Below are 25117 nucleotides of genomic sequence, written 5' to 3'. Positions count from 1 at the left end.
CGTCAGCCCCTAGCCAATTCTCTCTTTGCGACCCAAGATGCCTTGCGGCCGAAGCAGCAGCACCAGGATCAAAACGACAAGTGCACCGACGTATTTCAGGTCGGACGGAATCCACAGCGTCGACAGCTCGACGAACAGGCCCACGATGATCGATCCCACGAGGGCGCCGAACGCCGTGCCGAGACCGCCGAGGGTGGTGGCAGCGAAGACCAGCAGCAGGATCTGGAAGCCCATGTCCCAACTGACCCCCGGCCGGAAGTAGGCCCAGAGCACACCGGAGAGGCCGGCGAGCGACCCGCCGACGATCCAGACGATGCGGATGACACCATCCACGTCGATGCCGCTGGCGGAGGCGAGGCTGGGGTTGTCGGAAACGGCCCTGGTGGCCTTGCCGATCCGGGTGCGCAGCAGGAAGTAGGAGACCGCGAGAAGCACGACGATGCTGATACCCATGCTGGCGAGGTCGATCGGCGACAGCGAGATCGGGCCGAACTTGAGGTCGGTCATGCCGGAGCCGGGCAGCTGGCTGGTGCCGCCGCCGTAGAACAGCTGGAAGGTGTACCGCAGCGCCAGCGAGAGGCCGATGCTGACGATCATCAGCGGGATCAACCCGACGCCCTTCTTCCGCAGGGGTTTCCAGATGGTGGCGTCGAGCCCGAAGCCCAACAGACCGCTGAGGGCGATCGCCAACAGGATCGCCAGCCAGATCGGCAGCCCGAGCGTCGTGCTGAGGGTGAGGGTGGCCAACGCACCGAAGGTGATCATCTCCGCGTGCGCGAAGTTGCTCAGGCCCGTGGTGCCGAAGATCAGCGACATGCCGATCGCGGCCAAGGCCAGCAGCAGACCGAAGTTCAGGCCGTTGACGAAGCGGTTCACGAACTGGTCGAAGAAGCTGACCGTCGTGCGTTCGCCCTCGCCGAGGAAGAAGTTCACCGACTTCACCTGGGTGAGGCCGAACTCGGCTTCGATCTCGGCACCGCCCTTGGCGACGACCACACCTTTAGGGAGAGTGTCCTCGTCGAGGGTGACCGTGTAGGTCTCCTTCTCCGGAACGCCGATGCGCCACTTGCCCTCGGCATCCGTGACGACCTCGGCCTCGTAGCCGGAGCCTTCAACGGAGATGAGCACGTCTTCGATGGGTTCGCCACCGAATTGCACATTTCCCGAGAGCACATATTCGTACTGGTCAGTGTTGATCTCGTCGGCATGAGCCGCGCTCGCCGCGAACGTTGAAAACGTCAGGGCGGTCAGGAGTAGGCCGAAAAGCAGCACCATCATCCTGGGCGTGAATCTGCGGACAGCGTGTGTATTGCTCACTGCACCTCCATGGCGGCACCGTCGGTGCGTATTCGAACTGGCACGGACTTGCCTGCCAGCGACCTTGCTGACAGTACGTGCCGATTATGTCGCATATGTTTCGTACGCCGAATTCAGGGCAATCGATTTTGGATCGCGGAATGCGCCAAGCGCATCGTCGCTTAACATTGAGTACCGGTTGCATCCCAGGGATTTCCGGACTTTTTTCCATATCCGCGAATGCAAAAGGGGTTTCATGGATCAGCCAGATCCGTTCGGTTTCACCGGACTCACCTACGACGACGTCCTTCTCCTGCCGGGTCACACCGACGTCATTCCGAGCGAGGCCGAGACAAAGTCCCGGCTAACCCGCAGAATCAGCGTCGCGACGCCGCTGTTGTCCAGCGCGATGGACACCGTCACCGAGACCCGCATGGCCATCGCCATGGCTCGTGAAGGCGGCCTGGGCATCCTGCACCGCAACCTGTCGATCGCCGACCAGGCCGAGCAGGTGGACCTGGTCAAGCGCAGCGAATCCGGCATGATTACCAATCCGGTAACGACTTCGCCCGACGCCACCGTGGCCGAGGTGGATGCCCTCTGCGGGCAGTTCCGCATCAGCGGCCTGCCGGTCGTCGACAACGACGGTGTGCTCGTGGGCATCATCACCAACCGCGACATGCGCTTCGTCTCCGCCGTGGCCAAGCACACCACCCGGGTGCGCGAGGTCATGACCACGTCGCCGCTGATCACCGGCAAGGTGGGCATGGCCCCCATGGACGCCGTGGCCATCTTCGCCACCCACAAGATCGAGAAGCTGCCGCTCGTCGACGACGCCGGCCGGTTGACCGGCCTGATCACTGTCAAGGACTTCGACAAGAGCGAGGAATACCCCAACGCCACCAAGGACGACGCCGGGCGCCTGCGCGTCGGCGCGGCCATCGGCTTCTTCGGTGACGCCTGGCGCCGGGCATCCGCCCTGCTCGAGGCGGGCGTTGACGTTCTCGTGGTCGACACCGCCAACGGCGACAGCGCCGGCGTGCTCGAGATCATCCGCAAGCTGAAGTCCGACTCGGCCTTCGCCGACGTCGACGTCATCGGCGGCAACGTCGCCACCCGCTCCGGCGCGCAGGCGCTCATCGACGCGGGCGCGGATGCCATCAAGGTGGGCGTGGGCCCCGGCTCGATCTGCACCACCCGCATCGTCGCCGGCGTGGGCGTGCCGCAGATCACCGCGGTCTACCAGGCTTCCCTGGCCGCACGGGAGACCGGCGTGCCGGTCATCGCCGACGGCGGACTGCAGTACTCCGGTGACATCGCCAAGGCGCTCGTCGCCGGCGCCGACACCGTGATGCTCGGCTCCCTGCTGGCCGGCTGCGACGAAAGCCCCGGCGAGCTCGTCTTCGTCAACGGCAAGCAGTTCAAGACCTACCGCGGCATGGGATCGCTGGGCGCGCTGCAGACCCGTGGCAACAAGACCTCCTACTCGAAGGACCGTTACTTCCAGTCGGATGTGCCCAGCGACGACAAGCTCATCCCCGAGGGCATCGAGGGCCAGGTGCCCTACCGTGGCCCGGTGTCGAACGTGGCGTACCAGCTCATCGGCGGGCTGCGCCAGTCGATGTTCTACGTGGGCGCGCGCACCATCGACGAGCTCAAGCAGAAGGGCAAGTTCGTGCGCATCACCGCCGCGGGCCTGAAGGAGAGCCACCCGCACGACGTGCAGATCGTGGTCGAGGCGCCCAACTACCGCCGCTAACATCCCGCAACTGTTGCCCTAACGGACATGTGCGCCCGGTAGGCCGGGCGCACATGTCCGTTTTGGCAACAGAAGGGTCGGGGGCGGGGCTGAGTGCGGGCTGCGACTAAACTGAGCGGGTGAGTATGGAAATCGAAATCGGCCGGTCCAAGCGCGCACGCCGCGTATACGCCTTCGACGACATCGCGGTGGTGCCCAGTCGGCGCACCCGTGACCCCGAGGATGTGTCGGTCGGCTGGTCCATCGACGCCTACCAGTTCGACATCCCGTTCCTTGCCGCCCCGATGGACTCCGTCGTCTCCCCGACGACGGCGATCATGATGGGCCAGCTGGGCGGCCTCGGTGTCCTGGACCTCGAGGGCCTCTGGACCCGGTACGAGAACCCGGAGCCGCTGCTGGCCGAGATCCGTGAGCTGCCCGCCGACAAGACCACGGCGCGCATGCAGGAAATCTACGCCGAGCCGATCAAGCCGGCCCTGGTCACCGAGCGTCTCGCCGAGATCCGCGCCGCCGGCGTCACCGTCGCGGCCGCCCTGTCGCCGCAGCGCACCCAGGAGCTCTACGAGACCGTCGTCGCCGCCGGCGTCGACCTCTTCGTCATCCGCGGCACCACGGTCAGTGCCGAGCACGTCTCGCGCAACCAGGAGCCGCTGAACCTCAAGAAGTTCATCTACGACCTCGACGTTCCCGTCATCGTCGGCGGCGCCGCCACCTACACCGCGGCGCTGCACCTGATGCGCACCGGCGCGGCCGGCGTGCTCGTCGGCTTCGGCGGCGGCGCGGCGTCCACCACCCGCACCAGCCTCGGTATCCACGCCCCCATGGCCACCGCCGTGGCCGACGTCGCCGGCGCCCGACGCGACTACATGGACGAATCCGGCGGCCGTTACGTGCACGTGATCGCCGACGGCGGGCTGAGCACCTCCGGCGACATCGTCAAGGCCATAGCCTGCGGTGCGGATGCCGTGATGCTCGGTACCGCCCTGGCCCGCGCCACCGACGCCCCCGGCGGCGGTTTCCACTGGGGTGCCGAAGCCCACCACTCGCAGCTGCCCCGCGGCAAGCGCGTGGAGGTCGGCACCGTCGCCCCGCTCGAGGCGATCCTCTACGGACCGGCACCGGTCGCCGACGGCACCGCTAACCTGGTCGGCGCCCTGCGCCGCTCGATGGCGACCACCGGCTACAGCGGAATCAAGGAATTTCAACGGGTTGAGGTAGTTGTCGCGCCGTACTGAGTGAACTAGCGTCGAAGCAAGCACCACCGATGGCGATGGGAGTTTGCAGATGACGCACGATAACTCGGTTACCAGGTCCACGAAGCTCGGACCTGAGGAACGCGCGGCGGCGATCGAACGCCTCAAATCCAAGGAACTCGACATTCTCGTGGTCGGCGGCGGCATCGTCGGCACCGGCAGCGCGCTGGATGCCGTCACCCGCGGGCTGAGCGTGGGCATGCTCGAGGCCAGAGACTGGGCGTCGGGTACCTCCAGCCGCTCGTCGAAGCTCGTGCACGGCGGCATCCGCTACCTGGAACAGCTCGACTTTCGGCTGGTGCGGGAGGCCCTCACCGAACGCGGTCTGCTGCTCAAGCGCATCGCCCCGCACCTGGTCAAGCCGGTGCGCTTTCTCTACCCGCTGCAGAAGCGGGTCGTCGAACGCGGCTATGTGGGCGCCGGGATGCTGCTCTACGACGTGCTCTCCTATATCGGCGGTCGGCCCGGCGTGCCGCACCACCGGCACCTCAGCCGCAGCCAGGTGGCGAAGCTGGTGCCCAGCCTCAGCCACGACGCCCTCGTCGGCGGCATCACCTACTACGACGCTCAGGTCGACGACGCACTCTACGTGGCGTCGCTGGCGCGCACGGCATCGGCCTACGGCGCCCACGTGGCCAGCCGGGTGCGGGTGGAGGGTTTCCTCAAGGTGGGCGAACGGGTCGTCGGCGTGCAGGCGCACGACCTGCAGACAGGGGAGCGCTTCGAGGTGCGGGCCAAGCAGGTCGTCAACGCCACCGGCGTCTGGACCGACGACACCCAGCGGATGGTCGGCGAACGCGGCACCTTCAAGGTGCGCGCGTCCAAGGGCATCCACCTCGTCGTGCCGCGGGACAGGTTCCAGTCGTCGATGGGCCTGCTGCTGCGCACCGAGAAGAGCGTGCTCTTCGTGATCCCGTGGGGCCGGCACTGGCTGATCGGCACCACCGACACCGACTGGCACCTGGACAAGGCGCATCCGGCCGCCACGGCCGCGGACATCGACTACCTGCTCGAACACGTCAACGCCGTGCTGCAGGTGCCGCTGACCCGGGAAGACGTGGAGGGTGTCTACGCCGGCCTCCGCCCGCTGCTGGCGGGGGAGTCCGAGCAGACCTCCAAGCTCTCCCGCGAGCACCTCGTCGGGCACTCGGTGCCCGGCCTGGTAGTGATCGCCGGCGGCAAGTGGACCACCTACAGGGTGATGGCCAAGGACGCGATCGACGCCGCGGTGGATGCCCTCGACGGGCTGGTTCCGCCGTCCACGACCAAGGAGATCCCGTTGCTCGGCGCCGAGGGCTACCGGGCGGCGTGGAACAAGCGCGGCAAGATCGCCCATGCGTTCAACCTGCACACCGTGCGCATCGAGCACCTGCTCAACCGCTACGGCACCCTCACCGACGAGTTGCTCGACCTGATCAAGGAAAAGCCGGAGCTGGCCGACCCGTTGCCCGGCGCCGACGACTACATCCAGGCCGAGGTTGTGTACGCCGCGACCCACATGGGCGCGCTGCACCTCGAGGACGTGCTCGCCCGACGCACCCGCATCTCCATCGAGGCCTGGGACCGCGGGGTGTCCGCGGCACCCGTCGCGGCCCGGCTGTTGGCCGAGGTGCTCGGCTGGGACACCGAGCGTGAGGAGCGGGAGGTGTCGATCTACCTCAAGCGGGTCGCCGCCGAACGGGCCTCGCAGACCCAGCCCGACGACGAATCCGCCGACCGGGTGCGGTTGGAGGCGCCGGACATCGTGACGAGCTGAGCCCGCGGCCGTGGATCGGGCGACGCGGACGCCGCGTTCGCCGCATCCGCTGCGGCGCACCGCACCTCCTGTGGCCGGGCGCACCCGCTGTAGCGGGGGCGCCGCGCCACACGGGGTGCGGCGACGCCGTATTGGGCGCGCGGCGATGGGCTCAGGGGGCGCGGGGGATCCCGTTGCGGGTGAGGAGGTCGCCCAAGGCCTCGAGGGATGTGGCGATCTGCCAGTCCCACCGGAACACGCCCAGGCCCAACGCGCGCAGTCGGTCTTCCCTGACCTTCTCGGCGATGACGATGTCGGCAGCGGTACGCCCGTGGGTGAACTCGTCGCGCAGATACTTGCCGTGGCCGTCGAATTCGCCGACCCTGCCGATGCCCCGCCAGAAGAAGTCGCTGAACCCGATCAGTCCGTCCCGGTCCCAGTGCGGTGTCTGCAGCTCCGGGAGGAGAAAACCGAGCAGGAAGATGCCCGCGCGACTGATCGATTCGCCCGTTGAGCCGGAGAGCGGCGAGGCGAACTCCAGCGCGCGGCCCGCCGCGGCGCGGCCGGGAACACGGCCGAGTTGCGCGAACGCTCGGTCAAGGTCGTGTCTGGTGGCCAACGCGTCACCGTCGCGCGGTTCGTGGATAGCCTTGTCCATCACCGCCACTGCCTGGCCGAACCGGAGCACCCTGGCCAGCGCGACCGCGGTGGTCGGAACGGAGGTGACACGCAGCCCCGCATGCTCGATGACCTCGAGGTTGTGCTCCTGAGGATGACGGACTATGCCGCGCCGGGACCGTCCGCCGGTCGCTGCCGGAGTGGCCAGGTGAATCTCCGTGGGCCGAGCCCCGACCACAGGCAAGCCCCAGATCGCGGCAGCGGAGTAGTGCGAGTAGACGGCCGGCGTCTCCGCGACGGCGGCGTGGGCATGGATCCGGCGGAGGTAGCGCTCATCCGCACCCAGGGCATCCCACTCTGCGGTGAGCACGTACACCCCTCGGCGGAGACGGATGACGGTGTGTCTGTCGAACTCCTGCCGGAGCTCCCGTTGAAGGCCGACTCGCGACGCGTCGCTCGCGAGGATCAGTCCGCTGTGGCTGGACAGCGCGGCCAGAATGTCCAGGGTGCCCGATGGCGTGGTGGTCATGCAGCCAGGCTCGTGGAGCGTGGTGCCCGCCTGTGTCGGAGGGCGACATCTGTGCACTTTTCCGGGCCATCCCGAGCTGTGCACTAGGCCTCCTCAGTGCGATCCCGCGCGCCATAGACGGTACGGGGTGCGCCGAATGGCCCGTCCGCTGGTCACCGCACCTCCTGTTACCGCTCGCGCCCGCTACAGCGGGCGCGCCACGCCGCAGGGGGCGCGCTGACCGTGGGGAGGGCATCCGCCGGGCGCGGCGCCGGACCCAGCCACGAGCCGAGCGGATGCGCCGTTGCCGCGGCCCGCCCGACCGGCGAACACGCTCCGGTAGAATGACTAGACCGCCCTCAAGCCTTCAGGAGTCGCACCATGGTTGACGTTCGACGGGTCAAGCTCCCCGGTGTGGGTGTACTGCACACCTTCATCACCGACGACGGCGGCAAGGTCGGTGTCATCGCGCACCGCTCCGGTCACAGCGATCTGATCACCTTCGCCGACGACGAGGGTGGCCCCGACGCCAGCAAGGTGTCGCTGCGCCTGAGCGAGGACGAGGCGCACACCCTCGCCGAACTGCTCGGCGGCACCCAGATCACCGAGTCGCTCACCGCGCTCGACCAGATCCCCGGGCTCAGCATCGACTGGTTCACCGTGGACTACGAAGACCACATCGCCGGCCAGCCGCTGGGCAACCCCGCCGAGCGCGGCATCGCCGGGCTCACGGTGGTGGCCGTGGTGCGCGGCGAATCCGCCAACCCGGCGCCCGCGCCCGACTTCAAGGTCTTCCCCGGCGACACCCTCGTCGTGGCCGGCTCTCCCGAGAAGGTGGCGAAGGCCTTCGCCTTCTTCCGCACCGGTGCGATCACGTCCAAGCCCGTCGACGCGCCGCCAGGAGGGTAGCCGATGCACCTCGGTGAAGATCTCCTCACCCTGGGCATCCTGCTCGTGGTGGCCTACGTGCTCGGCCGGTTGGGCAAACTGATCGGCCTGCCGTCGATCCCGATCTACATGATCGTGGGCCTGCTGGCCAGCCCGTACACCGGATGGTTCCCGCTGGACTTCAATTCGGCCGACATCGAACTGATTGCGGTCTTCGGGCTCATCCTGCTCCTGTTCAGCCTGGGGCTCGAGTTCGACCAGGAGGCCTTCTTCGGCGACGCCGGAAAACTGTTGATCTCCGGCGGCTCGTGGATCCTGATCAACATGGGCGCCGGGTTCGCGTTCGGCCTGATGACAGGCTGGGGGGCCAGGGAAGCCCTGGTCATCGCGGGCATGACCGGCACCTCGTCCAGTGCGATCATCACCAAACTGCTCATCGAACTGCGACGGCTGGCCAACAAGGAAACCCCGATGATCCTCGGGGTGACCGTCGTCGGTGACATCTTCATCGCCGTGTACCTGGCCATCGTGTCCGTGGTGCTCAGCGGCAAGACCGAGATCTGGCCGATCGTGCTGCAACTGGGCATCGCGTTCCTGTTCCTCGTGGTGATGTTCTCCGTCGCCCGGTGGGGCGGCCGGGTCGTGTCCAGACTGATGCGCACCAAGGACGACGAACTCTTCACCATCCTGTTCTTCGGCCTGGCCGTGCTCTTCGCCGGCATCGGCGAGATCATCGGCGTCACCGACGCCATCGGCGCATTCCTCATCGGCGTGGTCCTGGGCGCGAGCACCTACCGGGGCCGCATCGAACGGGTGGCGGTGCCGCTGCGTGACGTCTTCGGGGCGTTCTTCTTCCTCAACTTCGGCCTGGCGCTGAACGTGGCCGAATTCGGCTCGGTCATCGTCCTGGTGGGCATCGCTATCGTGATGACCTTCGCGCTCAGCCTGGCCTCGGGCGCGCTGCTGGCCCGGATGCACCAGATGGGGCTGCGCGAAGGACTGAACACCGCCGCGATCTTCGTCAACCGCGGCGAGTTCACCCTGATCCTGGCAACCCTGTCGGTCAGCGCCGGCCTTGACCCGCGGCTGCAACCCTTCGCGGGCCTCTACGTGCTGACCATGGCGATCCTCGGCCCCCTGTTCACCGCCAACTCGGAGAAGATCGGCGCCGCCCTCAGCCGGCGCTCCCGAGCGGCGCATCCGCCCACCCGCACCCCGGAGCGAGACGCCATGCGCGCCGAAGAGATCGCTCTGGTTGAGGCGGTCACCCACGACCAGAAATCCGGCGACCCGATGGTGGACTTCATCTCCGACACGTACCCGACCCCCAAGAAAAAGACCGACCAGGCCGGCCAGGACGACCAGACGGGTGATTACTCATGATTCGCATGATGGTGCGTCCCCGGTGGATCGCCGCGCTGCTGCTGGCGTTGGCCATCGCCGGCGCCTTCGCTGCCCTCGGCCAGTGGCAGCTGGCCCGCGCCATCTCGTCCGGCGAGGTCATCGAGCGCACCACCGAGACCGTGCAACCTCTCAAAGACACGGTGTCACCGGATGGGCCGCCCGCGAAGGTCGCGGAGGGCCAGATGATCGAGACGATCGGCTCGTTCGTGGCCGGTGACGAGCAGATCATCAGCGGCCGACACAACGGCGGCGAATCCGGTTTCTGGATAGTCAGCCACTTCGTCACCGATGAGGGTGCCAGCATCGCGGTGGCCCGCGGCTGGACCGCCGACGCCGACCAGGCGGCCGCGGTCCGCGAACGGCTCGCCACACAGATGTCGATCCTGTCCCTGCAGCCGCTCACCGGCCGGTTCCTCTCGTCCGAGGCGCCCGCGCTGCCCGACGAAGACGCCGACCCGCACACGATGACCACGGTGTCCACCGCGGCGCTGATCAACCTCTGGGCCAACTGGTCCGACCAGTCCGTCTACCAGGGCTACATCGTCGACACCGTCGCCCCCGACGGTCTGACGGTCATCGATTCCCCGGAGCCCGAAGTGGAGGTTCCGCTGAACTGGCTGAACATCTTCTACGCCCTCGAGTGGGTCGTCTTCGCCGGCTTCGCCGTGTTCCTCTGGTACCGCCTGGTGCGGGATGCCTGGGAGCGCGAAACCGAGGAGGCCGAGGTCGCCGCTGCCGATGCGGCCGAGGACGCCGCCGGTACGCCGGACGAGGCAGCCGGCCCGGCCGCTGGCACCGACCGGTCGCACGCCAAGGCCCCGTAGAATTAGCCCATGCCACTTGAACCCAAGCCCGCCGACCTGTCCAGAATCCCCGGTGCGCTTCGGCTGTACCAGGTCTCGTCGATCATCACCGGTGTTCTGCTGCTACTGCTCTGCGCCGAGGTGATCGCCAAGTACCTCTTCGGCACCGAGCTTGAAGCCGGCGGCCCGAACGGTTTCCTGGCCCTGGTGCCGGATGGCACCGTGACGGCCGTCAATCTGAGCACCGGACTGCTGATGGTGCACGGCTGGTTCTACGTTCTGTATCTGTTCGCCGATTTCCGCATCTGGAGCATCATGCGCTGGCCTTTCCCCACCTTCCTACTCATCGCACTCGGAGGCATCATCCCATTCCTGTCCTTCTTCCTCGAGGCTAAGGTCGGCCAGCGGGTCAAGGCATATCTCGCCGCGCACCCCGTCGCCGCCGTCGAAAGCGGGGTCCGCGCATGAGCGCCGTGAACCCGATGGACGTCGTGGGCGCCGACGGCGCCGAGGGCGCTGAGGGCCTGGAGAACCTGATCGGAACCGAGGAAGGCGCCGCTTCAGTTGCCACCTCCGGCATCAGCCGCCCGGTGCTCGTGGTGGACTTCGGCGCGCAGTACGCGCAGTTGATCGCCCGGCGCGTGCGCGAGGCATCCGTGTACTCGGAGATCGTGGCGCACTCGATCACCGCCGCGGAGGTCGCCGAGAAGAACCCCATCGGCATCGTGCTCTCCGGCGGACCGTCCAGCGTCTACGCCGAGGGTGCCCCCACCTTCGACCCGGCGATCTTCGACCTCGGCATCCCGGTGCTGGGCATCTGCTACGGCTTCCAGGTGATGGCCACCGCCCTCGGCGGCGAGGTCTCGCACACCGGCCAGCGCGAATACGGTTCCACCCCGGTGGTCGTCTCTGACAGCACCAACGCGCTGCTCGCCGACCAGCCCGCCGAGCAGACCGTGTGGATGAGCCACGGCGACTCGGTGTCCAAGGCCCCCGACGGCTTCACGGTACTCGCCTCCACGGTGTCGACCCCTGTGGCCGCGTTCGCCAATGACGAACGCCAGCTCTACGGCGTGCAGTGGCACCCCGAGGTCAAGCACTCCGCGCACGGCCAGCACGTGCTGGAGAACTTCCTGCACCGCGCCGCCGGCATCCCCGCCGACTGGAACAGCGGCAACGTCATCGCGGAGCAGGTCGCGCTGATTCAGGCCCAGGTGGGCACGGGCAAGGTCATCTGCGGTCTCTCCGGCGGGGTCGATTCCGCCGTCGCCGCCGCCCTGGTGCACAAGGCCATCGGCGACCAGCTGGTTTGTGTGTTCGTGGACCACGGCCTGCTGCGCGAGGATGAGCGCCGCCAGGTCGAAGAAGACTACGTCAAGGCCACCGGCATCCGCCTGGTCACGGTGGATGTGCGCGAGCAGTTCATCAACGCGCTGGCCGGCGTCAGCGACCCGGAGACCAAGCGCAAGATCATCGGCCGCGAGTTCATCCGCACCTTCGAGCAGGCTCAGGCCGAGCTCATCAAGGAGGCCGCGGAGATCGACGGCGACCCGATCCGCTTCCTCGTGCAGGGCACCCTGTACCCCGACGTCGTCGAGTCCGGCGGCGGCAGCGGCACCGCCAACATCAAGAGTCACCACAACGTGGGCGGCCTGCCCGAGGACCTGCAGTTCGAGCTGGTCGAGCCGCTGCGCGCCCTGTTCAAGGACGAGGTGCGGGCCATCGGCGCCGAGCTGGGCCTCCCCGCCGAGATCGTGCAACGCCAGCCGTTCCCCGGACCCGGCCTGGGCATCCGCATCGTCGGCGAGGTAACCCAGGAGCGTCTGGACCTGCTGCGCCAGGCGGATGCGATCGTGCGCGCCGAACTGACCGCCGCGGGCCTTGACCGGGAGATCTGGCAGTGCCCCGTGGTGCTGCTCGCCGACGTGCGCTCGGTGGGCGTGCAGGGCGACGGCCGCACCTACGGTCACCCGATCGTGCTGCGCCCGGTGTCCTCCGAGGACGCCATGACGGCCGACTGGACCCGCCTGCCGTACGACCTGCTCGCGAAGATCTCCAACCGCATCACCAACGAGGTCGACGGGGTCAACCGCGTGGTTCTCGACGTCACGTCGAAGCCGCCGGGGACCATCGAATGGGAGTAGGCGTTCCGCCGCTCCCGTAGTTGTGCCGGAGGCACCCTCGCCTTGCGCGAGGGTGCTTCCGTCGTTAGGGGGCCACGGGCGCGGTATGCGGGTCAGGCGCCGCTCTGCGGGTGGCGCGCCACCCGCATAACGGCGCCTTGCCCGCTTAGCCCAAACTGGGCGCTGGCGCCTGCGAGACGACGAAAGGGCCGGCCCGAGGTGGGCCGGCCCTTTCGGGGTGTGCGGGGGAGCGCTACTCGCGGGCGATCATGAAGATGCGCAGCAGCTCGATGTAGAGCCAGACGACCGTGACCATGATGCCGAACGCGCCACTCCAGCCGTACTTGCGGGGAGCGCGGTTATTGACGCCCTTCTGGATGAAGTCGAAGTCGAGCACGAGGGAGTACGCCGCCATCAGCACGGCCAGCACCCCGATGAGCAGTCCCAGCTTGATCTCGAAACCGGCGATCGCGATGGTGCCGCTGCGCATGCCGAACGCACCGTCGACGGCGCCGAACATCATCATGCCGAAGTTGACCAGGGAGAAGACCGCGTAGCCGACCATCGCGATGAGGAACACCTTGGTGGCCCGCTTCGAGGCGCGGATCTTGCCGCTGGAGAACAGCGCCAGGGTGACGCCGACGACCACGAGGGTGGCGATGACGGCCTGCACGACGACGCCACCACCGGACATCTCCTCGAAGAAGCGGGAGATGCCACCGACGAACAGTCCCTCAAGCGCGGCGTAGGCGAGGATCAGGGGCGGCGACGGCTCCTTCTTGAAGGCGTTGACCAGGCCGAGCACGAGCCCGCCGATTGCACCGACGATGAACAGGAACGGCATCACCGGGGTGAGCACCCACGCTGTCGCCGCGGCGGCCAGCAGGATCGCGAAGGCCAGGACGGTCTTCCCGATGGTGTCCTCGTAGGTCATCCGGTCGGTGTCCTGCGAACCGGCGGAGGGCGAGTTGTAGAGCGCCTGCAGGTCGTTGTCGGAGAGCACCTTGGACGTGGCAACGGCGCCGGGAGCGCCGAACGCGGCGTTTCTAAATGCGGGGTTGGAGGTAGCCATGGTTTCCTGCCTAACAATCAGCTGGTGAGGGGTGCGCGCCGGTGTCCGACGCGCGAGTCTGTGCCACAAATCTACCGGATCAACCCGTAGTTTGCTGAGAGTCTACTCAGCCTTGACCGGGTCGGGAACGGTGGCTGCGGCGGGCCCGGCGGCCATCTCGCGTTGACGCCAGAGCGCCAGCGCCCAGCCCAACCAGGCGCACGCCACACTGGCCAGAGAACCGCTCAGCAGCCCAATCCAGTGCTGGCTGTACTCGTTCAGGGCGCCCTTGAGCACGAAGCTCAGGACGATCACCGGGATCAGGGCCAGATAGCTGCGCCCCGGCCGGTGCCGGGTGAACAGCCATCCGGCCAGCAACACCGCGAATGCTCCCGCGAAATCCGGGCCGGCGATGAGCACGAGCGCGGCCAGCAGGCACGGCAGGATCACGACCAGCCGGCGCCAAAGGGCACCGGGCAGGATCAGCCAGCCGAGCAGCTGCGCGCAGGGCCCGACCAGGACGAACCACAGACTGTAGGTGCTGACCATGTTGGTCAGGGCCGCGCCGAGCAGGATCATCAGGAGGCCCACCGCATACCGCCATCGGGGGTCGCCCCAGCGCACGCGGGGTGTCGGGTCGATCCAGGTGGTCACAACACAAGATTCTGGCAGGCCGCGGCTAACCTTGGGACATGCCACCCCTCGTGATCGCTCACCGCGGTGCCAGCGGCTACCGCCCGGAGCACACCGAAGCCGCCTACAGGCTCGCGTTCGCCCTGGGCGCCGACGCCGTCGAGCCCGACATCGTCGCCACCAAGGACGGCGTGCTGGTGGTGCGGCACGAGAACGAGATCTCCGGCACGACGGATGTGGCCTCCCACCCCGAATTCGCCGGCCGCCGCACGGAGAAGGTGATCGACGGTGTCGCCATGACCGGCTGGTTCACCGAGGACTTCACCTGGGCGGAGCTGCGCACCCTGCGCGCCCGCGAGCGGCTGCCCGCCCTGCGCGGCCTGAGCGCCAGCTTCGACGGACTCTTCCCGATCCTGCGGCTGCGCGACGTGTTCCGTCTGGTCGATCGGGTGGAGGCGCCGTTGGATCGGGAGCTCGGCGTTGTCGCCGAGATCAAGCACGCCAGCTACTTCGAGTCCATCGGGCTGCCGCTGGACGAACTGTTCGCCGCCGAGGTCAACGAAGCCGGCTGGAACACCGGGGAGGGCCGGCTCACCATCGAGAGCTTCGAACGCACGGTGCTGGCCCAGGTGCAGGCGCGCGGCGTCTTCGGCCGTCGGGTGTTCCTGCTCGAGGCCAGCGGAGCACCCGCCGATCTCGTTGCCAGGTTCGGCGACCGGGCCACCACCTACGCGGATTACCTCACCGACCTGGCGCTGTACCAGCTCGGCCACCAGCTCGACGGCATCAGCGTGCCCAAATCCCTCATCCTGCACACCGGCCCCGACGGCAACATCGACGGCGCCTCAGACCTGGTGGACGCCGCCCACGCCGCCGGCCTGGCGATCTACACCTGGACGCTGCGACCGGAGAACCGGTTCCTGGCCCCCAGCTTCAGGGTCGGCACCCGCAAGGCCGACTTCGGCAACTGGCAGGCCGAGTTCCGCACCATCATGGACACCGGCATCGACGGGGTCTTCGCCGACCAGCCCGACCTGGCGGTACACGTGCGCGACGGGCTGTCCGCCGGGCTGCCGCATCCGCTCTCACCCGCCTGACCCCTATCCGCCGCGGGGCGGATGTCGGCGGCTGCGCCTAGAATTGGCTGGCCATGACTTTGTCTCCAGACCTGCCCAACGCCCCCGCGACCAGGGCGTCCGCGACCCCGATCATCCTCGACGGACGAGCGGGCCCCGACGCCGGTTCTGAGCAGCAGAGCCCGCTCTTCGACGGCCTCAACCCGCAGCAGCTCGAGGCCGTCAAGTACCGCGGCCCGGCCCTGCTGATCGTCGCCGGCGCCGGCTCGGGCAAGACCAGCGTGCTCACCCGCCGGGTCGCCGGCCTGATCGAGACCCGCGAGGCGTGGCCCAGCCAGATCCTGGCGATCACGTTCACCAACAAGGCCGCCGCCGAGATGCGCGAACGAGTGAAGGCCCTGCTCGGTCAGGCATCCGACGGCATGTGGATCAGCACCTTCCACTCCTCGTGCGTGCGCATCCTGCGCCGCGAGGCCGAGAGCGCGGGACTGTCGGCGAACTTCAGCATCTACGACTCGGCCGACTCCAAGGTCACCATCAAACGCATCATCAAACAGCTCGACGCCGACACCCTCGGCTTCACACCCGGCAACGTGGCGTCCAAGATCTCCAAGCTCAAGAACGAGCTGGCGGATGTCGATTCCTACGCCCGCAACGCGAACATGAGCGACCCGCAGGAGGTCATGTTCGTCGAGATCTTCCGCCAGTACACGCGGCGGCTGCGCGCGGCCAGCGCCCTCGACTTCGACGACCTGATCGGCGAGACCGTGTTCCTGTTCCGGGCCTTCCCCAAGGTCGCGGCACTGTACCGGCGCCGGTTCCGGCACATCCTGGTCGACGAATACCAGGACACCAACCACGCCCAGTACGCGCTGGTGCGTGAGCTCACCCGCCCTGTCGACGCCGAACTGGCCGACGACATGGAGGATGCGGGCCTGCACGTCAAGAACCTGCAGGATGCCTCCGGCCAGATCCCCGGTGCGTCGCTGACCGTCGTCGGCGACTCCGACCAGTCCATCTACGCGTTCCGCGGCGCCTCCAGCCGCAACATCACCGAGTTCGAACGGGACTTCCCCGGCACCAAGGTGATCCTGCTCGAGCAGAACTACCGCTCCACCCAGAACATCCTCTCGGCCGCGAACGCCGTGATCGGCAACAACTTCGACCGCCGCGAGAAGCGGCTCTGGAGCGCCGGCGGCGACGGCGAGAAGATCGTGGGCTACACCGCGTACAACGGGCACGACGAGGCCCAATTCGTGGCCGACGAGATCGAGGTGCTGCACCGCGCTGGTATGGCCTACCGCGACATGGCGGTGTTCTACCGCACCAACGCGCAGACCCGTGCGCTGGAAGAAATCCTGGTACGCGCCGCGGTGCCGTACCGCGTCGTCGGCGGCACCAAGTTCTACGAACGCGCCGAGATCAAGGATGCGCTGGCCTACCTCGTCGCCGTCGCCAACCCGCTGGACGAACTGGCGCTCCGCCGCATCCTGAACACCCCCAAGCGCGGCATCGGCCCGGCCACCGAAACCCAGCTGGCCAGCTTCGCCGAGACCAACGGCATCTCCTTCCGCCAGGCCATGCGCGACTCCGGCGGGCTGGGCCTGGGGCCCAAGGTGACCGGCGCGATTCTGCAGCTGGCAACCCTGCTCGATTCGGCCGCCCTCATGATGGACCCGGAGAACCCGGCCGGAGCCGCCAACGTCAGCGACCTGCTCACCTTCCTGCTCGACGGCAGCGGTCTGCTCGCGGTGCTGCGCGCCAGCCGCGACGCGCAGGACGAGGTGCGGGCGGAGAACATCGAGGAGCTCGTCGCCCAGACCAAGGACTTCAACCGGGAGAACCCCGACGCCGGCCTGGTCGACTTCCTCACCCAGGTGTCCCTCGTCGCGGCCGCCGACGACCTCGACGACGCCTCCGGCACCGTGTCGCTGATGACGCTGCACACCGCCAAGGGCCTCGAATACGAGGCCGTGTTCCTCACCGGCGTCGAGGAGGGGCTGCTGCCGCACCAGATGTCGGCCGGTGAACCCGGCGGGCCCGCCGAGGAACGGCGTCTCTTCTACGTGGGCATCACCCGGGCCCGGCAGCGGCTCTACCTGTCGCTGGCGATGACCCGCGCCCAGTTCGGCGAGGTCAACGTGGCCATGCCCAGCCGCTACCTGCAGGAGATCCCGGCCACGCTGATCGACTGGAAACAGTCGCCCGGCATGGCCAATTCCCGCGGCGGCACCCAGCCCCGGGCGCTCAACGCGCGCCGCGACGGCGGCGGCTTCGGCAGCCGCAGCGGCACCCCGGGCCAGCTGCCGCCGGCACCCAAGCCGAAGACCGAGTGGGCCAACCGGGTCACCGCGCAGGTGCGCGACAACGGTGACCTCAGCCTGAACGCGGGAGACCGCATCCGTCACGTCGACTTCGGTGACGGCAAGGTCAACCAGGTCACCGGCGAAGGCACCAAACGCATCGCGCACGTGCAGTTCGACACCAGCGGGGCGAAGAAGCTCTTGATCAAGATCGCCCCGATCGAGAAGATCGAGTGACGGCGCCACACCACGACGATTCAGCGGATGCCCGCTCCCGGCCCGAGACACTGAGGCAGTGGGCGCGGTCCCTGCGCGCCCTCGACCTGGAGGTCGCCACCCGGGCGACGCTGGCTATGGTGATTCCGCTCATCGTGCTGGTGCTTGCCGGGCGCATCGACTGGGCCGTGTACGCCTCGTTCGGCGGCATGACGGCCCTGTTCGGACGCAGCGAACCGTACCGGCTGCGGGCCAGGTCGGTGAGCGTGGCGGCCGTGGGGATGGTCTGCAGCATCGGTTTCGGGTTGCTGTTGGCGGCGCTCGGGGCGCCGCTCGGCCTGCTGACGCTGGGCCTGATCGTGGTGTTGGTTCTCGGAGTGCTGCTGGTCAACACGATGGGACTGTTCCCCGGCACGCCGCTGTTCTTCGTGTTCGCCTACACGGTGTGCGCCCAGGTGCCCACCGAGCCCGACCAGGTGCTGACCCGGCTGCTCGTGGGCGTGGCCGGTGCCGCCTTCGCTTGGCTGGTGACGATGTCGGGCGCTCTGCTGCGCAGGGCCGCGCCGGAGCGGTCGGCCCCGCTGTTCAAGCAGCTGCCGAGGCAGCCCCGCCTCAACCCGACCGCGTACCGTGACGGCCGGGTCTGGCTGTCGATCGGGCAGATGGTGGTGGGCAGCCTGGTCGCCGGCGGCCTGGCCATTCTCGTGGGCATCGGTCATCCGTACTGGGCGGTGGTGAGCGTGGTGGCAGTCTTGCCGCCGCCCGGCGCCAGGCACTCCACCTCCCGCGCGTTCCACCGTATTTTCGGCACCGCGCTCGGGGTCCTGGTGACGGGGTTGGTGCTGTTGCCGGGCCCGCCCGTCTGGGTGTTGATCCTGGTGATCGCGATCGGCCAGTTCGGCGCCGAGATCCTGGTGGGCAAACACTACGGTGCCGCGCTGCTGTTCATCACACCGCTGGCGCTGACGGTGTCGCACCTGGGCAGCCCGGTGCCGGTGTCGGACCTTCTGGTCGACAGGGTCGTGGAAACGGTTCTGGGCGGCGCCGTCGCCCTGGTGATCGTGGTCGCCACCCGCGCGGGCCTGGCCCGGCGCGCCGGCACCCCACTCTGACCCGTGCCGTGTGGGCCACCGACGCCTTGTCGCCGACCACCGACGACGGTACGGTGTCCTGCACCGGGACCCGCGCACTGCAGCCGTCCCGGTCACCCGATACCCGCACCGTTCAGCGTCGGCTCGCGTCCGAAGGAGGTTCGATCATGACCCAGGAATCCGACGGCCTGTGGCCGCACGACCCCGAGGCGCTCGACGATAACCGCGTCGTCGACGACCTTGAGATCCCCGCGGACGAAGAGCTGCTTCCCAACGCCGAGGACATCGCGCCGACCGACGTGGAGACCACCGACGAGTGGGGCGACGACGCCGACAACCGGCTCGTCGACCTCGGCGACGACACTGACGATGACGAGTCCGTCGACCGCTGACCCTGGTGGGACGGTTCGGCAGCGTCGCGCCTGGGCGACTGCTCGTGCGGGGCCTCGTGCGGCTGACGGCCGTTGATCAGGACATCGGTCGAAAAAAAAGGATGCTGCGTCCGATCCCGTCCTGGTAAAGTCACTTTTTCCTTACCTCCAGCCGGGTGACCGCCGGGGGCACCCAGGCGCCGTCGAGCACCTCGCGGCGAGGGCCGTACAGGCGCATCGTCACCCCGAGCGGCCCCAGCGGCGCCGGCAGCCAGTTGGCGATCAAGCCATCCGCCGGCCGCTCGTGCTGCAGGACCAGGTCGAGGGACCCGTCGGCGTTGTAGTGCAGCGCATCCCTGTCGCCGATCGCGTACCTGTCGATCGGGTTGGCGGCCGGGAAACCGTCCGCGTCGTACATGGTCAGGGACCAGAACGCGTCGACGGGCGGCAGCTCGTGCCTCTCGAAATGCAGCCGATAGCGGTTCCCGCCGTCGAGGGGCCGGCCGTCGGCATCCGTCATGAGGATCGGGTAGACCGCGTCCTCCGGCGGGTTCGCGCCGAGGCCCACCAGCGCGACCACGGCGCGCTTGAGGTAGTCGTTGCCGTAGTTGCCCATGGTCTCCACGTTGAGCAACCAGCCGTTCACACGCCGGCCCATCAGCGGCAGGGTGGCCAGCATGGTCGCCCTGGCCTCGGCCACCCCGTCCTCCAACAGAGCGGTGTCCGCCGCATCCAGCCGCGTGCTGTCGAAGGACAGGCCCGGCACGATGCCGAGGTGCCGGATCCGGGCAAGGACCGAGAAGTCGGTCCCGTGCACCGGCACGGTCCGCAACGCCGAGGCGGCGCGGCGGAAGAACTCCACACCGCTCAGCTGGGCCACCGTGCGCACCGGCGGAGTGGTTGAGTCCACCGTCGGGTCGAGCGGAAACTCCACGTATTCCGGCGGCAGAGTGAGCGACAGCTGGTCTTGCAGCGCCCGCACCACCGGGTAGTCGTCGACACCGTTGGTCTGGAACCGGCCCACGACCCAGACGTGCGGGGTGGGCGCCTGGATGAGCGCGTGGCCGTCCGGCGGCTCGCCCGACCAGCCGGGCGGCACCACGAGGATGTCCAGCGCCGCGGTCCCCGTGGTGCGCTTGCCCGGGTTGGCGAAGACCTCGGTCCACATGTCGATCAGGGGCAACAGGTAGTAGCGGTCGGCTGTGTCGGGCAGGTGGATCACGACAGGGCCCGCGCCGAGCTCGAGCCAGGCGATCGAATAGAGGGTGTCGAAGTTGGGCCGCACGACGTCGCGGAACTCGGCCGCCGGGAAGCTGCGGGTATGCACGAAGGTGTTCTCGGGACCCCGGCCGAAGATGCGTCCCGGCGCCGTGTTGATGCTCTGCTGCCGGGTGACCTCCATCAGCACCAGCGGGTACAGGTAGAGGTAGGCCTCCTCGGCCAGGGTCTTCGGGTCGATCGACAGGGTGCTCATGAGTGATCCTCCTGCGGGGTCGGGCCACCCGGGGATGCCAGGGCGAGCGAACCGTTCGCAGATATTGTGGCCCAGCCCGGCGGCCGGGCACAGGGCATCGGCGGGGTCGGGGCGCGCGAGCGGGCCGGGTATCGCCGGCACGTCACCGGGTTTCGACAAGCTCAACCCGCGAGGGCAGGCTCAACCAGCGAGGCGGGAGCCCTCTACGGATGCGCCGAGGCGGCGCTGGCGTTGCACTAACAGCGCGATGGCGCGCCAACCGAGCAGGAACACCCCGAGGACGAGGAAGGTCACAATCACAAAGCTGAGCTGCACGCCCTGGCCGCTGACGACTCGTAGCAGCATCGCCACGACTACGGTGATCAGCCACACGCCCACCCCGGTCCAGACGATCCGCAGCGGTGTGCGCCGGGCCGTAAGAACCAGCCAGGCAACGACCAGACCGGCCAGGAACGGCCACCAGGTGACCAGCACGCCCCAGAGGCCCTCGCCGTGGCTGGCCCGACCGATCACCACGAAGAGCAGCAGCATGGCCGCATCCAGACCTGCCGCAAGCGAAACGATGGCGAGGCTGGCATTGCGATTCGGCATGGGCCCAGAATACCGGCGCTCGACCAGCGGGCACGGCCGCTCGTCTGAGAAGGTAGAGTTTGAGATGGTCAGTATCTCTCGACGTCGAGCTAGTTTCGCGCCGGGAGCCAGACCACACCTACCCCATGCACGGAACGCTATGACGCGGATTGGAAGAGCAGCGTGGATCTTTACGAATACCAGGCCAGAGACCTGTTTGAGCAGTATGGAGTCCCGGTTCTGCCGGGCATCATCGCAGACACGCCCGAGGAGGTGCGCGCCGCAGCCGAGAAGCTCGGCGGTGTCGTCGTCGTCAAGGCGCAGGTCAAGGTCGGCGGCCGCGGCAAGGCCGGCGGCGTGAAGGTCGCCAAGACCCCGGATGAAGCCGAAGCCGCCGGGCGCGCCATTCTGGGCCTGGACATCAAGGGGCACACCGTGCACCGGGTGATGGTCGCCGGGGGAGCCCGCATCAAGCAGGAGTTCTACTTCTCCGTGCTGCTGGACCGTTCCAACCGCTCCTACCTCTCGCTCGCCAGCTACGAGGGCGGCGTGGAGATCGAGGTCCTCGCGGTGGAGAAGCCCGAGGCTCTCGCCTACGTGGCCATCGACCCCACCGCCGGCATCGACCTGGCCAAGGCCAAGGAGATCGCCGTCCAGGCGAAGTTCCCGGCCGAGCTGGTTGACAAGGTCGCCCCGGTCTTCGTGCAGCTGTACAGCGTGTTCGCCGGCGAAGACGCCACCCTCGTCGAGGTCAACCCGCTGGTGCTCACCGAAGAGGGCGACATCATCGCCCTGGACGGCAAGGTCACCATCGACGAGAACGCCGGCTTCCGCCACCCGGGCCACGCCGCGCTCGAGGACAAGGCCGCCGCCGACCCGCTCGAGGCCAAGGCCAAGCAGAACGACCTCAACTACGTGAAGCTCGACGGCGAGGTCGGCATCATCGGCAACGGCGCCGGGCTGGTCATGTCGACCCTCGACGTGGTCGCCTACGCCGGCGAGGAGCACGGCGGCGTCAAGCCGGCCAACTTCCTCGACATCGGCGGCGGAGCATCCGCTGCCGTCATGGCCGCCGGCCTCGACGTGATTCTCGGTGACCCGCAGGTCAAGAGCGTCTTCGTCAACGTCTTCGGCGGCATCACCGCCTGCGACGCCGTGGCCCACGGCATCGTCGGCGCGCTCGCCACCCTCGGCGACGCCGCGAACAAGCCCCTCGTGGTGCGCCTCGACGGCAACAACGTCGAAGAAGGCCGCCGCATCCTCAACGAGGCCAACCACCCGCTGGTCACCCTGGCCGCCACCATGGACGAGGGCGCCGCCAAGGCCGCCGAACTCGCCAACGCCGCGAAGTAAGGGAACAGAATGTCAATCTTCCTCAACAAGGACTCCAAGGTCATCGTTCAGGGCATCACCGGCGGCGAGGGTACCAAGCACACCGCCCTGATGCTCAAGGCCGGTACCCAGATCGTCGGCGGCGTCAACGCCCGCAAGGCCGGCACCACCGTCACCCACGGCGACGTCGAACTGCCCGTCTTCGGCACGGTTGCCGAAGCCATGGAGAAGACCGGCGCGGATGTCTCCATCGCGTTCGTGCCGCCGGCCTTCACCAAGGACGCTGTTCTCGAAGCGATCGACGCCGAAATCGGCCTGCTCGTGATCATCACCGAGGGCGTGCCCGTGCAGGACTCCGCCGAGTTCTGGGCCTACGCCCAGGAGAAGGGCAACAAGACCCGGATCATCGGGCCGAACTGCCCCGGCATCATCACGCCCGGTGAGGCGCTCGTGGGCATCACGCCGGCGAACATCACCGGCAAGGGACCGGTCGGCCTGGTCTCCAAGTCGGGCACCCTGACCTACCAGATGATGTACGAGCTGCGCGACCTGGGCTTCTCCACCGCCATCGGCATCGGCGGCGACCCGATCATCGGCACCACCCACATCGACGCGCTCGCCGCGTTCGAGGCCGACCCGGAGACCCTCGCGATCGTCATGATCGGCGAGATCGGCGGCGACGCCGAGGAGAAGGCCGCCGAGTACATCAAGGCACACGTCACCAAGCCCGTCGTGGGCTACGTGGCCGGCTTCACCGCACCGGAGGGCAAGACCATGGGCCACGCCGGCGCCATCGTCTCCGACGGGGCAGGAACCGCGCAGGGAAAGAAGGAGGCCCTCGAGGCCGCCGGGGTCAAGGTCGGCAAGACGCCGAGCGAGACCGCGACCCTGCTGCGCGAGGTCCTCGCCGCGCTGTAGACCGCACCGAACGACAAAGGGCCCGCCGATCCGGCGGGCCCTTTGTCGCGCGCGGGGCGGCGAGTACTATGCACGCACGCGTGTACCCGCACAAGCGGATGCCGCGGCCTTCGATCGGAGGACCATGTCCCGCAACGACGCCACGGCCCCGGTCCGGCCCGAGCCCGCCCCCGCCTCGGGCAAGGGCCTGGCCGCCGGAACACTGGGCCTATTCGGCTCCACGGTCATCGGGCTCGCCTCGACGGCCCCGGTGTACTCCCTGGCCGCCACGCTGGGTTTTGTGGTGCTCGCCGTGGGTGCGCAGGCCCCCGTGGTGTTCGTCATCGCGTTCATCCCGATGCTGCTGGTGGCGTTCGCCTACCGGGAGCTGAACCGGGACATCCCCGACTGCGGCACGACGTTCACCTGGGCGACCAAGGCGTTCGGCCCGTGGGTGGGCTGGATGGGCGGCTGGGGTGTGGCGGTGGCCGGCATCGTGGTGCTCGGCAACCTCGCCCAGATCGGCGGCATCTACTTCTGGTTGCTGGTGGCGCCGGACCTGGCCGAGAACGCGCTTCTCGTGACCCTCACCGGCGCAGTGTTCATCGCGCTGATGGTGTGGGTGAGCTACCGGGGCATCGAGATCGGCGAAAAGCTGCAGAACGTGCTGCTGGGCTTCCAGTACCTGGCGCTGATCCTCTTCACGGTGTTCACCCTGTGGGCGGTGTTCGACGGCTCTGCCCCGGCCGGCTCGACCACCCCGCAGGCGGAGTGGTTCAACCCGTTCGCCCTCACCTCGTTCTCCGGCCTTGTCGAGGGCGTGCTGCTGGCCCTGTTCATCTACTGGGGCTGGGACACCTGCCTGTCGCTGAACGAGGAGACCAAGGATCCCAAACGGATCCCGGGCCAGGCGGCGGTGCTGACCACGATCATCCTGCTGGTCACCTACGTGGGCGTCGCCGTCGCGGCGATGGCCTACGCCGGCCTCGGCACCGAGGGATTCGGCCTCGGCAACGAGGGCAACGCCGATGACGTCTTCTTTGCTCTCAAGGACGCCGTGTTCGGGCCGTGGGCCTGGCTGCTCGTGGCCGCCGTGATGATCTCGGCGATCTCGTCGACCCAGACCACCATCTTGCCCACCGCCCGGGGAACCCTCGCGATGGCCGTCTACAAGGCCCTGCCGAGCCGGTTCACCCAGGTGCACCCGCGCTTCCACACCCCGTCGTTCTCCACCCTGATCATGGGCATCGTGGCGGTGGCCTTCTACGTGGGAATGACCCTGGTCAGCTCCAACATCCTCAACGACACCATCCTCTCCCTGGGCCTGGCGATCGCGTTCTACTACGCCATCACCGGCTACGCCTGCGTCTGGTACTTCCGGCACGACCTGTTCACCAGCTGGCGCAACGCCTGGATGCGCTTCGTTTTCCCGCTGCTCGGGTCGCTGCTGCTCACCGCGGCGTTCGGGTTCTCGGTGTGGGACATGCTCGACCCCGACTACGGTTACACGGTCCTGTTCGGCGTCGGCGGTGTCTTCGTGGTCGGCGTCGGGTCGCTGTTGTTCGGGGTGCTGCTGATGGTCGTCTGGTCGTTCTTCGCCGGCGCCAAGCCGTTCTTCCGCGGCGAGTCGCTCAACCGGGACACCGCGGTGCTGGTGCCCGACGAGGATCTGCCGGTGATCCGGTCGGTGGACGGCGGGATCTAAGGCGGATTCGC

Annotated in this window: 21 protein-coding genes; 15 read left to right on the top strand and 6 right to left on the bottom strand. The window is 68.1% G+C overall.

All coding sequences use genetic code 11. The features are described from left to right. Positions 1-9: 9 nt before the first annotated feature. Positions 10-1317, bottom strand: coding sequence for a branched-chain amino acid ABC transporter permease (locus E3O57_RS15525; RefSeq protein WP_370290164.1), 1308 nt, complete (start codon positions 1315-1317; stop codon positions 10-12). A 235-nt stretch (positions 1318-1552) separates the two neighbouring features. On the opposite strand from E3O57_RS15525, the gene guaB reads away from it, so the two are divergent. The 3 genes from guaB (at position 1553) to E3O57_RS15510 (ending at position 6064) form a co-directional block, all read left to right on the top strand. Further along, positions 1553-3055, top strand: coding sequence for an IMP dehydrogenase (gene guaB, locus E3O57_RS15520; RefSeq protein WP_103459177.1), 1503 nt, complete (start codon positions 1553-1555; stop codon positions 3053-3055). A 125-nt stretch (positions 3056-3180) separates the two neighbouring features. Then, the gene (locus E3O57_RS15515) at positions 3181-4290 is read left to right on the top strand and encodes a GuaB3 family IMP dehydrogenase-related protein (protein WP_088457132.1); all 1110 of its coding nucleotides are present in this window, start codon (positions 3181-3183) and stop codon (positions 4288-4290) included. 49 nt (positions 4291-4339) lie between these two features. After that, entirely contained in the window at positions 4340-6064 is a 1725-nt protein-coding gene (locus tag E3O57_RS15510) for a glycerol-3-phosphate dehydrogenase/oxidase (RefSeq protein WP_088457131.1), read from the top strand. A gap of 151 nt (positions 6065-6215) precedes the next feature. Here E3O57_RS15510 and E3O57_RS15505 read toward each other — a convergent pair whose 3' ends face one another. After that, a complete protein-coding gene (locus E3O57_RS15505; RefSeq protein ID WP_103478916.1) occupies positions 6216-7190 on the bottom strand; it encodes a hypothetical protein in 975 nt (324 codons plus the stop codon). Between the two features lie 360 nt (positions 7191-7550). Between E3O57_RS15505 and E3O57_RS15500 the strand changes: the two genes are divergently transcribed. Genes E3O57_RS15500 through guaA form a run of 5 tightly spaced genes read left to right on the top strand, consistent with a single transcriptional unit; the run spans position 7551 to position 12408 of the window. After that, entirely contained in the window at positions 7551-8078 is a 528-nt protein-coding gene (locus E3O57_RS15500; RefSeq protein WP_088457129.1) for a cation:proton antiporter regulatory subunit, read from the top strand. Between the two features lie 3 nt (positions 8079-8081). Continuing rightward, a complete protein-coding gene (locus E3O57_RS15495; protein WP_088457128.1) occupies positions 8082-9440 on the top strand; it encodes a cation:proton antiporter in 1359 nt (452 codons plus the stop codon). A gap of 5 nt (positions 9441-9445) precedes the next feature. Beyond that, entirely contained in the window at positions 9446-10285 is an 840-nt protein-coding gene (locus E3O57_RS15490; protein WP_165787890.1) for an SURF1 family cytochrome oxidase biogenesis protein, read from the top strand. Positions 10286-10294: 9 nt separating this feature from the next. Next, complete coding sequence (locus E3O57_RS15485; protein ID WP_103478918.1) at positions 10295-10732, top strand: DUF3817 domain-containing protein; 438 nt, start codon at positions 10295-10297, stop codon at positions 10730-10732. Further along, positions 10729-12408: a glutamine-hydrolyzing GMP synthase gene (gene guaA / locus E3O57_RS15480; RefSeq protein ID WP_255416755.1), complete on the top strand. Its 1680-nt coding sequence runs from the start codon at positions 10729-10731 to the stop codon at positions 12406-12408. Before E3O57_RS15485 ends, guaA begins: the two co-directional genes overlap by 4 nt. Before the next feature lie 232 nt (positions 12409-12640). Here the strand turns inward: guaA and E3O57_RS15475 are convergent, their stop codons facing one another. Continuing rightward, positions 12641-13459, bottom strand: coding sequence for a Bax inhibitor-1/YccA family protein (locus tag E3O57_RS15475; protein ID WP_103478919.1), 819 nt, complete (start codon positions 13457-13459; stop codon positions 12641-12643). A gap of 102 nt (positions 13460-13561) precedes the next feature. Continuing rightward, positions 13562-14092, bottom strand: a complete 531-nt coding sequence (locus E3O57_RS15470) for a hypothetical protein (protein ID WP_088457124.1) — start codon at positions 14090-14092, stop codon at positions 13562-13564. Between the two features lie 38 nt (positions 14093-14130). On the opposite strand from E3O57_RS15470, the gene E3O57_RS15465 reads away from it, so the two are divergent. From E3O57_RS15465 to E3O57_RS15450, 4 genes are all read left to right on the top strand, one after another. Continuing rightward, positions 14131-15168 carry a glycerophosphodiester phosphodiesterase family protein gene (locus E3O57_RS15465; RefSeq protein WP_103478920.1) on the top strand — a complete coding sequence of 346 codons (1038 nt, stop codon included), beginning with the start codon at positions 14131-14133 and terminating at the stop codon, positions 15166-15168. Between the two features lie 53 nt (positions 15169-15221). Then, entirely contained in the window at positions 15222-17687 is a 2466-nt protein-coding gene (locus tag E3O57_RS15460; protein WP_088457122.1) for an ATP-dependent helicase, read from the top strand. Beyond that, entirely contained in the window at positions 17684-18778 is a 1095-nt protein-coding gene (locus tag E3O57_RS15455) for an FUSC family protein (RefSeq protein ID WP_241983597.1), read from the top strand. The genes E3O57_RS15460 and E3O57_RS15455 overlap by 4 nt, the downstream gene beginning before the upstream one ends. Positions 18779-18924: 146 nt before the next feature. Beyond that, the gene (locus E3O57_RS15450; protein WP_133159732.1) at positions 18925-19149 is read left to right on the top strand and encodes a hypothetical protein; all 225 of its coding nucleotides are present in this window, start codon (positions 18925-18927) and stop codon (positions 19147-19149) included. A gap of 130 nt (positions 19150-19279) precedes the next feature. On the opposite strand, the gene E3O57_RS15445 is transcribed toward E3O57_RS15450, so the two are convergent. Further along, entirely contained in the window at positions 19280-20602 is a 1323-nt protein-coding gene (locus tag E3O57_RS15445) for a DUF1254 domain-containing protein (protein WP_088457120.1), read from the bottom strand. 180 nt (positions 20603-20782) lie between these two features. Beyond that, entirely contained in the window at positions 20783-21193 is a 411-nt protein-coding gene (locus E3O57_RS15440) for a DUF3054 domain-containing protein (protein ID WP_103478922.1), read from the bottom strand. Positions 21194-21355: 162 nt separating this feature from the next. Here E3O57_RS15440 and sucC point away from each other — a divergent pair, with 162 nt between their 5' ends. From sucC to E3O57_RS15425, 3 genes are all read left to right on the top strand, one after another. Continuing rightward, positions 21356-22525: an ADP-forming succinate--CoA ligase subunit beta gene (sucC, locus tag E3O57_RS15435; protein ID WP_103432187.1), complete on the top strand. Its 1170-nt coding sequence runs from the start codon at positions 21356-21358 to the stop codon at positions 22523-22525. Positions 22526-22534: 9 nt separating this feature from the next. Next, positions 22535-23422, top strand: a complete 888-nt coding sequence (gene sucD / locus E3O57_RS15430; protein ID WP_088457117.1) for a succinate--CoA ligase subunit alpha — start codon at positions 22535-22537, stop codon at positions 23420-23422. A gap of 124 nt (positions 23423-23546) precedes the next feature. Next, positions 23547-25106, top strand: coding sequence for an APC family permease (locus E3O57_RS15425; RefSeq protein ID WP_103478923.1), 1560 nt, complete (start codon positions 23547-23549; stop codon positions 25104-25106). The last annotated feature ends 11 nt before the right edge of the window (positions 25107-25117 follow it).

The organism is Cryobacterium sp. TMN-39-2, from assembly GCF_004402745.1.
GTDB classification, from domain to species: Bacteria; Actinomycetota; Actinomycetes; order Actinomycetales; family Microbacteriaceae; genus Cryobacterium; species Cryobacterium zongtaii.
This window is presented reverse-complemented; position numbering and strand designations above follow the sequence as displayed.

Coding starts and splice junctions, on each gene's coding strand:
- E3O57_RS15425 (WP_103478923.1), top strand. CDS start 23,547: ATGTCCCGCAACGACGCCACGGCCCCGGTCCGGCCCGAGCCCGCCCCC.
- E3O57_RS15510 (WP_088457131.1), top strand. CDS start 4,340: ATGACGCACGATAACTCGGTTACCAGGTCCACGAAGCTCGGACCTGAG.
- guaA (WP_255416755.1), top strand. CDS start 10,729: ATGAGCGCCGTGAACCCGATGGACGTCGTGGGCGCCGACGGCGCCGAG.
- E3O57_RS15495 (WP_088457128.1), top strand. CDS start 8,082: ATGCACCTCGGTGAAGATCTCCTCACCCTGGGCATCCTGCTCGTGGTG.
- E3O57_RS15490 (WP_165787890.1), top strand. CDS start 9,446: ATGATGGTGCGTCCCCGGTGGATCGCCGCGCTGCTGCTGGCGTTGGCC.
- E3O57_RS15440 (WP_103478922.1), bottom strand. CDS start 21,193: ATGCCGAATCGCAATGCCAGCCTCGCCATCGTTTCGCTTGCGGCAGGT.
- E3O57_RS15500 (WP_088457129.1), top strand. CDS start 7,551: ATGGTTGACGTTCGACGGGTCAAGCTCCCCGGTGTGGGTGTACTGCAC.
- E3O57_RS15515 (WP_088457132.1), top strand. CDS start 3,181: ATGGAAATCGAAATCGGCCGGTCCAAGCGCGCACGCCGCGTATACGCC.
- E3O57_RS15475 (WP_103478919.1), bottom strand. CDS start 13,459: ATGGCTACCTCCAACCCCGCATTTAGAAACGCCGCGTTCGGCGCTCCC.
- sucD (WP_088457117.1), top strand. CDS start 22,535: ATGTCAATCTTCCTCAACAAGGACTCCAAGGTCATCGTTCAGGGCATC.
- E3O57_RS15445 (WP_088457120.1), bottom strand. CDS start 20,602: ATGAGCACCCTGTCGATCGACCCGAAGACCCTGGCCGAGGAGGCCTAC.
- E3O57_RS15465 (WP_103478920.1), top strand. CDS start 14,131: ATGCCACCCCTCGTGATCGCTCACCGCGGTGCCAGCGGCTACCGCCCG.
- E3O57_RS15450 (WP_133159732.1), top strand. CDS start 18,925: ATGACCCAGGAATCCGACGGCCTGTGGCCGCACGACCCCGAGGCGCTC.
- E3O57_RS15485 (WP_103478918.1), top strand. CDS start 10,295: ATGCCACTTGAACCCAAGCCCGCCGACCTGTCCAGAATCCCCGGTGCG.
- E3O57_RS15505 (WP_103478916.1), bottom strand. CDS start 7,190: ATGACCACCACGCCATCGGGCACCCTGGACATTCTGGCCGCGCTGTCC.
- guaB (WP_103459177.1), top strand. CDS start 1,553: ATGGATCAGCCAGATCCGTTCGGTTTCACCGGACTCACCTACGACGAC.
- E3O57_RS15460 (WP_088457122.1), top strand. CDS start 15,222: ATGACTTTGTCTCCAGACCTGCCCAACGCCCCCGCGACCAGGGCGTCC.